The following is a 7103-nucleotide window of genomic DNA, read 5'->3' on the forward strand; positions in this document are numbered from 1 at the left end:
GCCGCTCATGCGGCAATTCACCCCCGAGGGTATTTCGGCAATGAAGAAGATCAGGTCCGGTCGGACGGGTGGTCGATGCCATCGGTCCAGGCGACCGGATCGAGGTCGCGCGGGTTGACGCCGTCGAGGCAGGCGGCGTTGAGCCCGTATTCGTTCGGGTTCGAGCGGCGGCGGTGGTGGGTGTAGATGCCGCAGGTCTTGCAGAAGTAGTGCTTCGCCGTGCCGGTGTTCCAGGTGTAGAGCGTGAGGTTGTCTTCGCCCTTCACCACGCGGAGCCCGTCGAGCGGCACGGTGACGGCGACGGCGCCACGCCTCGCGCAGAACGAACAGTCGCAGCGCCGCGCCGTGGCGAGGCCTTTCGGGGCGAGGGTGACTTCGAGCTCGACCGCGCCGCAATGGCAGCGGGCAGGGTGGGGCTTGCGGATCTCGGGCAGGGTCATTTGCGCCTCCGGCGGATGACCGGGATCGAGGACGGGGAATACTGGGTCTCGGGATGGGGCGGGCGGCCCTGCGTCCGCTGCCAGAAGGCGGCCGCGCCGCGCCTCAGCCACAGGGGCAGCGTCAGCGCCATGCCGGCGGCGAAGCCCCCCGCATGGGCCCAGTAGGCAATGCCGCCGGCCTCGGACGGGGTGCCGAGGCCGCCGAGGATCTGCATGCCGAACCAGAGCCCGAGCATGACCCAGGCCGGCAGTGCGAAGACCCGGAAGAAGACGAAGAAGATCACGAGGATGTCGATCCGGGCGCGGGGGAAAAGCAAGAGGTAGCCGCCGAGGACGCCGCCGATCGCGCCCGAGGCGCCGACCGTGGGCACGACCGAGCCGGGATCGGCGGCGATATGGGCCGCGGCCGCGGCAAGGCCCGAGACGAGGTAAAAGGCGAGGAAGCCGAGATGCCCCATCTGGTCCTCGAGATTGTCGCCGAAGATCCAGAGAAAGAGCATGTTGCCGGCGAGATGCATGAGTCCGGCATGGAGGAACATCGAGGTGAGGACGCCGCGGACCTCGCCACCCTCGGTGACGGCCGCCGGGATCATCGCCCAGTCGCGCCAGAAAACCATCATCGCGCGTTCGCTGTTCATGTGGGGCAGCTGCAGCAGGAACGCGACGATGTTCGCGGCGATCAGGCCGTAGACCACATAGGGCGTGCGCCGGGAGGGGTTGTGGTCGCGGATCGGGAACATGGCGTCACGTTTCCCGATCCGCTGAAGCGCGTCAAGCGGTGCCCGCCTCGGCGAGGAGCTGGGCGTTGCCGCCCGAGGCGGTGGTGTCGACGCAGACATGGCGTTCATGCGCGACATGGCCGAGATCGGGCCGCGTGGTGATCAGCGGCAGGATCGGGCCGGTGCGGGCCGCGAGCGCCTCGCCATAGGCGCGCGCCTCGGTCTCCTCGCCCCAGAAGAGGACGCCGGAGAAGCCCTTGAGCGAGCCGAGCGCGGCGGGGTCGAGCCGGCCGGCGACGGCGACGGCTTGGCCGCCGAGCGCCTGCACCGCCTCGGCCTGCGCCTCGGTCGCCTCGCGCCCCGGGCCGAGGCAGAGGAAGGGCGCGCGCGCGAGCAGCGTCAGCCGGTTCGATTCACCGGTCGGGCCGGGCAGGTCGATGCGCGACAACACCGCAGGGACCGGTGCGGCGTCGAGTGCCGCCTGGATCCTGGCCGGGTCGGCCTTGCCGGCCGCCGCGCCGGCGGCGGGGGCGGGTTCGGGCTTCGTGAAGCGGGCGAGGTATTCCGGGCCGCCGGCCTTCGGGCCGGTGCCGGAGAGCCCCTCGCCGCCGAAGGGCTGCGAGCCAACGACCGCGCCGATCTGGTTGCGGTTGACGTAGATGTTGCCGACGTGGAGCGCCTCGGTCACTTCCTGGACGCGGTTGTCGATCCGCGTGTGCAGACCGAAGGTCAGGCCGTAGCCGGTAGCGTTGATGTCGTCGATGACCTTCGGCAGGTCCTCGGCGTCGAAGGTCGCGACATGGAGCACGGGGCCGAAGATCTCGCGCTTCATTTCGGCTATGCCCTTCACGCGGATCACCGTCGGCGCCACGAAATGGCCGCCTCGCGGCGTCGAGAGCTGGCGCAGCAGCCGGCCCTCGCGGCGGGCCTTCTCGATATGGGCGCGGATGCCCTGTTCGGCCTCCTCGTCGATGACCGGGCCGACATCGGTGGCAAGGTGCCACGGATCGCCGACCGTCAGCTCCTCCATCGCGCCGAAGAGCATGTCGGTGAAATGCGCTGCGATGTCTTCCTGCACATAGAGGCAGCGGAGCGCGGAGCAGCGCTGGCCGGCGGACTGGAACGACGAGGCGACGATGTCGCGCACCGCCTGTTCGGGGAGCGCGGTGCTGTCGACGATCATCGCGTTGAGGCCGCCGGTCTCGGCGATGAGCGGCGCGCCGGGGGCGAGGTGTCTCGCCATCGCCTTGCGGATCAGCATCGCGGTCTCGGTCGAGCCGGTGAAGCAGATGCCGTTCACGCGCGGATCGGAGGTGAGTCGGGCGCCGACGGTGGCGCCGTCACCGGGCAGGAGCTGCAGCGCCGAGGCCGGGACGCCGGCCTTGTGGAGAAGCGCCACGGCATGGGCGGCAATCAGTGGCGTCTGCTCGGCGGGTTTTGCCAGCACCGCGTTGCCCGCGGCGAGCGCGGCCGCGATCTGGCCGGTGAAGATCGCGAGCGGGAAGTTCCAGGGGCTGATGCAGGTGAAGATGCCGAGGGGCGGCTGCTTCAGCTCAAGTCCCCGCGCGGCGTAGTAGCGCAGGAAGTCTACCGCCTCGCGCAGTTCGGCGACTGCATCCATCTGGGTCTTGCCGGCCTCGCGCGCCAGAAGCGCGAAAATCGGGCCGAAGTTCTCCTCGTAGAGGTCGGCGGCGCGGTTGAGGACAGTGGCGCGCTCGGCCGCGCCGGCCGCCCAGGGCTTGGCGGATTTGAGCGCGGTGTCGACGTCTTCCTTGGTGGCGTCGGTGACGCGGCCGACGCTGGCGCCGGTCGCCGGGTTCACCACCTTCTTCGGGGTTGCGCCCACGACCTTGCCCGCGAGGATCGGCTGGGCGGAGAACTCCGCCTTGCCGTGCGGCTCGCGTGCCGCGTCGATGCGCGCGAGCGTCGGCACATCGGTGAGATCGAAGCCCTCGGAGTTGCGGCGCTCCGGCGCGAAGAGGTCCGGCCCCTTGCGGATGGCGCGGTTGGTGAGGCCGGGCAGCATCGCCTCGACGGCGGCGAAGGGGCAGGTGGCCACTTCCTCGGCGGGCACGTCTTCGTCAACGATCTGGTTGACGAAGGAGGAGTTGGCGCCGTTCTCGAGGAGCCGGCGGACGAGATAGGCGAGAAGGTCGCGATGCGCGCCGACGGGCGCGTAGATGCGGCAGCGGGTGCCTTCGCGCTTCAGCACGATGTCGTGGAGCCGTTCGCCCATGCCGTGCAGGCGCTGGAACTCGAAGGGCTGGCCGTCGGCCATGTCGAGGATCGCGGCGACGGTATGGGCGTTGTGGGTGGCGAACTGCGGATAGATACGGTCGGTCATGCCGAGAAGCTTCTTCGCGTTGGCGATGTAGCTCACGTCGGTCGCTTCCTTGCGGGTGAAGACCGGGAAATCCTCGAGCCCCATGACCTGCGCCCGCTTGATCTCGGCATCCCAGTAGGCGCCCTTGACGAGGCGGACCATGATCTTGCGGTCGAGCTGGGTCGCGAGCCCGTGGAGCCAGTCGAGCGCCGGCCCGGCGCGGCGGCCATAGGCCTGCACGACGACGCCGAACCCGTCCCATCCGGCCAGTTCAGGATCGGACAGAACCGCCTCGATCACCTTGAGCGAGAGCGAGAGCCGGTCGGCCTCCTCGGCGTCGATGTTGAAGCCCATGCGCGCCCTCGCGGCCTGCCGCGCGAGGTCGCGGACGACCGGGACAAGCTCCTTCATCACGCGCGCCTCTTGCGCCACCTCGTAGCGCGGATGCAGCGCCGAGAGCTTCACCGAGATCCCGGGATTGGTGCGGATGTCGTCGCTCTTGCAGGCGCCCGCGATGGCCGAGATCGCCTTCGCATAGGCCTGGGCGTAGCGCTCGGCATCCTCGGCGGTCTTGGCGGCCTCGCCGAGCATGTCGTAGGAATAGGAGTAGCCCTGCTTTTCCATCCCGCTCGCGCGTTCCATCGCGGCGTTGATTGTCTCACCGAGGACGAATTGCTTGCCCATCTCCTTCATCGCCTGGCGGGTGGCGCGGCGGATCACCGGCTCGCCGAGGCGCTTCACCGCGCCGCGCAGGTGGCCGACGATGCCGGGCTCCTTCTCCTCCAGCACCTTGCCAGTCAGCATCAGTGCCCAGGTCGAGGCGTTGACCAGCGAGGAGGCGGAATGGCCGAGATGCTTGCCCCAGTCCGAGGGGGCGATCTTGTCCTCGATGAGTGCGTCCATCGTGTCGGCATCGGGCACCCGCAGCAGCGCCTCGGCAAGGCACATGAGCGAAATGCCCTCCTCGGTCGAAAGCCCGTATTCGGCGAGGAAGACTTCCATGAGGCCCGGCCGCACATCGGCGCGGATCTGCTTCACCAGCCCGGCGCCGGCGGTGGCAATGCGTGCGCGGGTCTCGGAATCGAGCGCGGCACTGGCGATGAGCCGCTCCAGAAGCGGGACTTCGGGGGTGAGCGAGCCGGTTTCGATCTCGTGCCAGTGCTGTTCCATGGGTGTCCTCCTGCGAATGGCCCATCATAACGCTTGATTGTCAGTCGTAATTCCTAAAATTATACAGAACATAGGCAAAGTAACCAAAGATAGCGCCATGAAAGTGCCAATCGACCTTCCTGAGCTGGACCGTTTCGATGCCGCGATTCTGCGCGCCCTGTCCGAGGACGGACGGATGCCGGTGACCGAGCTCGCCCGCCGCATCGGATTGACCAAGACGCCGACCCAGGCGCGGGTGCGGCGTCTGGAGGAGGTCGGGGTGATCGTGGGCTACCGCGCTGTGCTGAACCCGATCCGCATGGGGCTCGCGCATGTGGCCTACGTCGAGGTGCGACTTTCGGACACGCGCGAGGCGGCGCTACAGGCCTTCAACCGCGCGGTGCGCGGGGTGCCCGAGATCGAGGAATGCCACATGATGGCCGCCGGGTTCGACTATCTGATGAAGGTCCGGACCTCCGACATCGCCGATTACCGGCGGGTGCTGGGCGAGCGGATCTCGCAATTGCCGCATGTCGCATCGACCTCGACCTATGTGGCGATGGAGGCGGTGAAGGAGGCGGGGATCTGACCTTGCCGGCGCCACGCTTTCCGCTATGGTCGCCGCCGCTGGCCCGCGTGGTGGAATGGTAGACACAGGGGACTTAAAATCCCTAGGCTTCGGCCGTGCCGGTTCAAGTCCGGCCGCGGGTACCAGCGCAGGCATCCCGAGTCCGGTCCCGGAGTGGACCGGGCGGCGGGCGCCGCGAACAGTTCGGCCCACTGCAAAGTTCGGCGTGTCCTCGGTAGCAAGCGCGGGGCGCCGCCCCCGAGAGGTTAGGTCGCGCGGTCTCGCACCTTCGCCTCCGAAGTCGAAGGAAGGGCTGCATCGCGACGCTGGCCCTAGCGCGCGCCGCGTCCGACCAGCGCGGCGATCTTGTCGCGCCAGGCAGACGTCCGCCTGACTTGCCCGCAATACCGGGCGAACGAAGGCGGCAGAAAGCGCGCATTCTGCTTGAGAAACTGGCGGTTCGCGGCTTCGAACTCGTGCTTCAGATCGTTCAGCAGGTCCGCATGTCGACGGTGAAACTCCCTTTCGAACTCGGCCTTCTCGCCCTCTTCCACGCGCGCGTCCCAATCCTTCAGCGTCTGCAGCGCCTGTTCCTGGGGCACGGTGTGTTGCGGATGCGCGGCACGCAACTCCCTGAGTTTCTCGGTGGCCAGCAGGCTGGAGCCGACATTCACCTGATTGAGCGCGACCGCGCTGTCGGCCGGGAGTTGAACGGCCGTCGCGAACGTGGCGAAGAGGCGCGCGGGGTCGCGATCATAGATGATCATCTTGAAATGATCCCGCCCGAAGGTTTCGATCCACGGCGTGAGCGCGGTCTCGAGATCCTGCGACGCCTTCCAGACGTCAACGAAGGCCGCGAAATCCGACGACCAGTTCCAAGCGGGCGACTTCACGACCTGCTTGTATTTCGAGATCGCCACCTCCCATTGCGGCCTGAAGCAATAGATCGTCACCGCACGGCGGGTGAGCTCATAATCCTTCAGGAGACCGGGGTCGCATACCGCTGGCTCGTTCATGCTTCGCAGGAAGACCTCGCTAGAGATCAGGCAGTTCCGTGCTCCGGAGGCGGTGACCTCGGCGCTGACGGCGTCGATCGCCCGCGACAGGGGCCCGCAGTTGCCGTGGTCCGCGCCGTGCTTCGAGGCGCGGCGCAGTGTATCCGCAAGATCGAGGTGGCCGGGCGGGATCCTCGGATTGATGCCGGCCTCTGGATAGCAGAACGAGCGTTTCGTGATCCAGTGGTCGCGGTTCACGCGAAACGCCCGCTGGATTGCCGTTGTGCCGGTCTTGTAGGCGCCGATATGAATGTAAGTGGTTATCTGATGTCACCTTCAACTTGTGTGCAACGGATTGATCCGACGGCGGTCCGGATGGTCACTCTGTGGAGTGGTCCGGTCTTAGCAAAGCATGAGGCGACTGTATACAGGCCGGGGGCGGTGCGTCGCGAAGCTGGTCGGTCGCCGGTATGGCTGCGATCTGACCCAGTCGGACGACGGGAAAACGATGCCTTGGACTGGCGGCGAAGGGGCGTTGAGCGGCCTGCTGTCAGCCCCACGTGCCCGGCAGCCAGGGCCGAATGCCCGCCCGGCGGGTGCTCGTGTCGCTTCCGGGCCGGAATCCGCGGAAAACGACGGTGCGGTGAATGGGGGGTGTTGATCCGCAGGAAAAACTATTTATTGTGAAGAATAATTTGGAATCGCGGCGTCAGGCGGTGCGGAGATTCGCCATCGGGCGGTCGCGGGTCGATGCATCGGTCCGCATGATGCGGCTGGACAGGGAGACAGAGAAGATGGCGTTCAAGACGGATATTGAGATTGCGCGCGAGGCGCAGAAGCGTCCGATCATGGAGATTGGAGAGAAGCTGGGGATCCCGGCGGAGCATCTTCTGCCGTATGGTCATGACA

Annotated in this window: 6 protein-coding genes and 1 tRNA gene; 3 read left to right on the forward strand and 4 right to left on the reverse strand. The window is 67.3% G+C overall.

What is annotated here, in order from left to right:
* Positions 1–50: 50 nt before the first annotated feature.
* From OEZ60_RS18780 to putA, 3 genes are read right to left on the reverse strand one after another with little or no spacing between them, the layout of a single operon-like run.
* Positions 51–440: a GFA family protein gene (locus tag OEZ60_RS18780; RefSeq protein WP_263339576.1), complete on the reverse strand. Its 390-nt coding sequence runs from the start codon at positions 438–440 to the stop codon at positions 51–53.
* Positions 437–1180 carry a rhomboid family intramembrane serine protease gene (locus OEZ60_RS18785; protein ID WP_263339578.1) on the reverse strand — a complete coding sequence of 248 codons (744 nt, stop codon included), beginning with the start codon at positions 1178–1180 and terminating at the stop codon, positions 437–439. Before OEZ60_RS18785 ends, OEZ60_RS18780 begins: the two co-directional genes overlap by 4 nt.
* A gap of 31 nt (positions 1181–1211) precedes the next feature.
* The gene (gene putA, locus OEZ60_RS18790) at positions 1212–4652 is read right to left on the reverse strand and encodes a bifunctional proline dehydrogenase/L-glutamate gamma-semialdehyde dehydrogenase PutA (protein WP_263339581.1); all 3441 of its coding nucleotides are present in this window, start codon (positions 4650–4652) and stop codon (positions 1212–1214) included.
* Between the two features lie 97 nt (positions 4653–4749).
* Between putA and OEZ60_RS18795 the strand changes: the two genes are divergently transcribed.
* Complete coding sequence (locus OEZ60_RS18795; protein WP_263339583.1) at positions 4750–5220, forward strand: Lrp/AsnC family transcriptional regulator; 471 nt, start codon at positions 4750–4752, stop codon at positions 5218–5220.
* A 41-nt stretch (positions 5221–5261) separates the two neighbouring features.
* Positions 5262–5345: transfer RNA gene (locus OEZ60_RS18800), tRNA-Leu, on the forward strand.
* Positions 5346–5531: 186 nt separating this feature from the next.
* Here the strand turns inward: OEZ60_RS18800 and OEZ60_RS18805 are convergent.
* Entirely contained in the window at positions 5532–6452 is a 921-nt protein-coding gene (locus OEZ60_RS18805) for a hypothetical protein (protein WP_263339585.1), read from the reverse strand.
* A gap of 389 nt (positions 6453–6841) precedes the next feature.
* Between OEZ60_RS18805 and OEZ60_RS18810 the strand changes: the two genes are divergently transcribed.
* Positions 6842–7103 (forward strand): hypothetical protein (locus OEZ60_RS18810; protein ID WP_263339587.1); only part of this gene is annotated, 262 nt, incomplete at its 3' end.

The sequence above is a fragment of the Albidovulum salinarum genome (assembly GCF_025673475.1).
Taxonomy (GTDB): domain Bacteria; phylum Pseudomonadota; class Alphaproteobacteria; order Rhodobacterales; family Rhodobacteraceae; genus Albidovulum; species Albidovulum salinarum.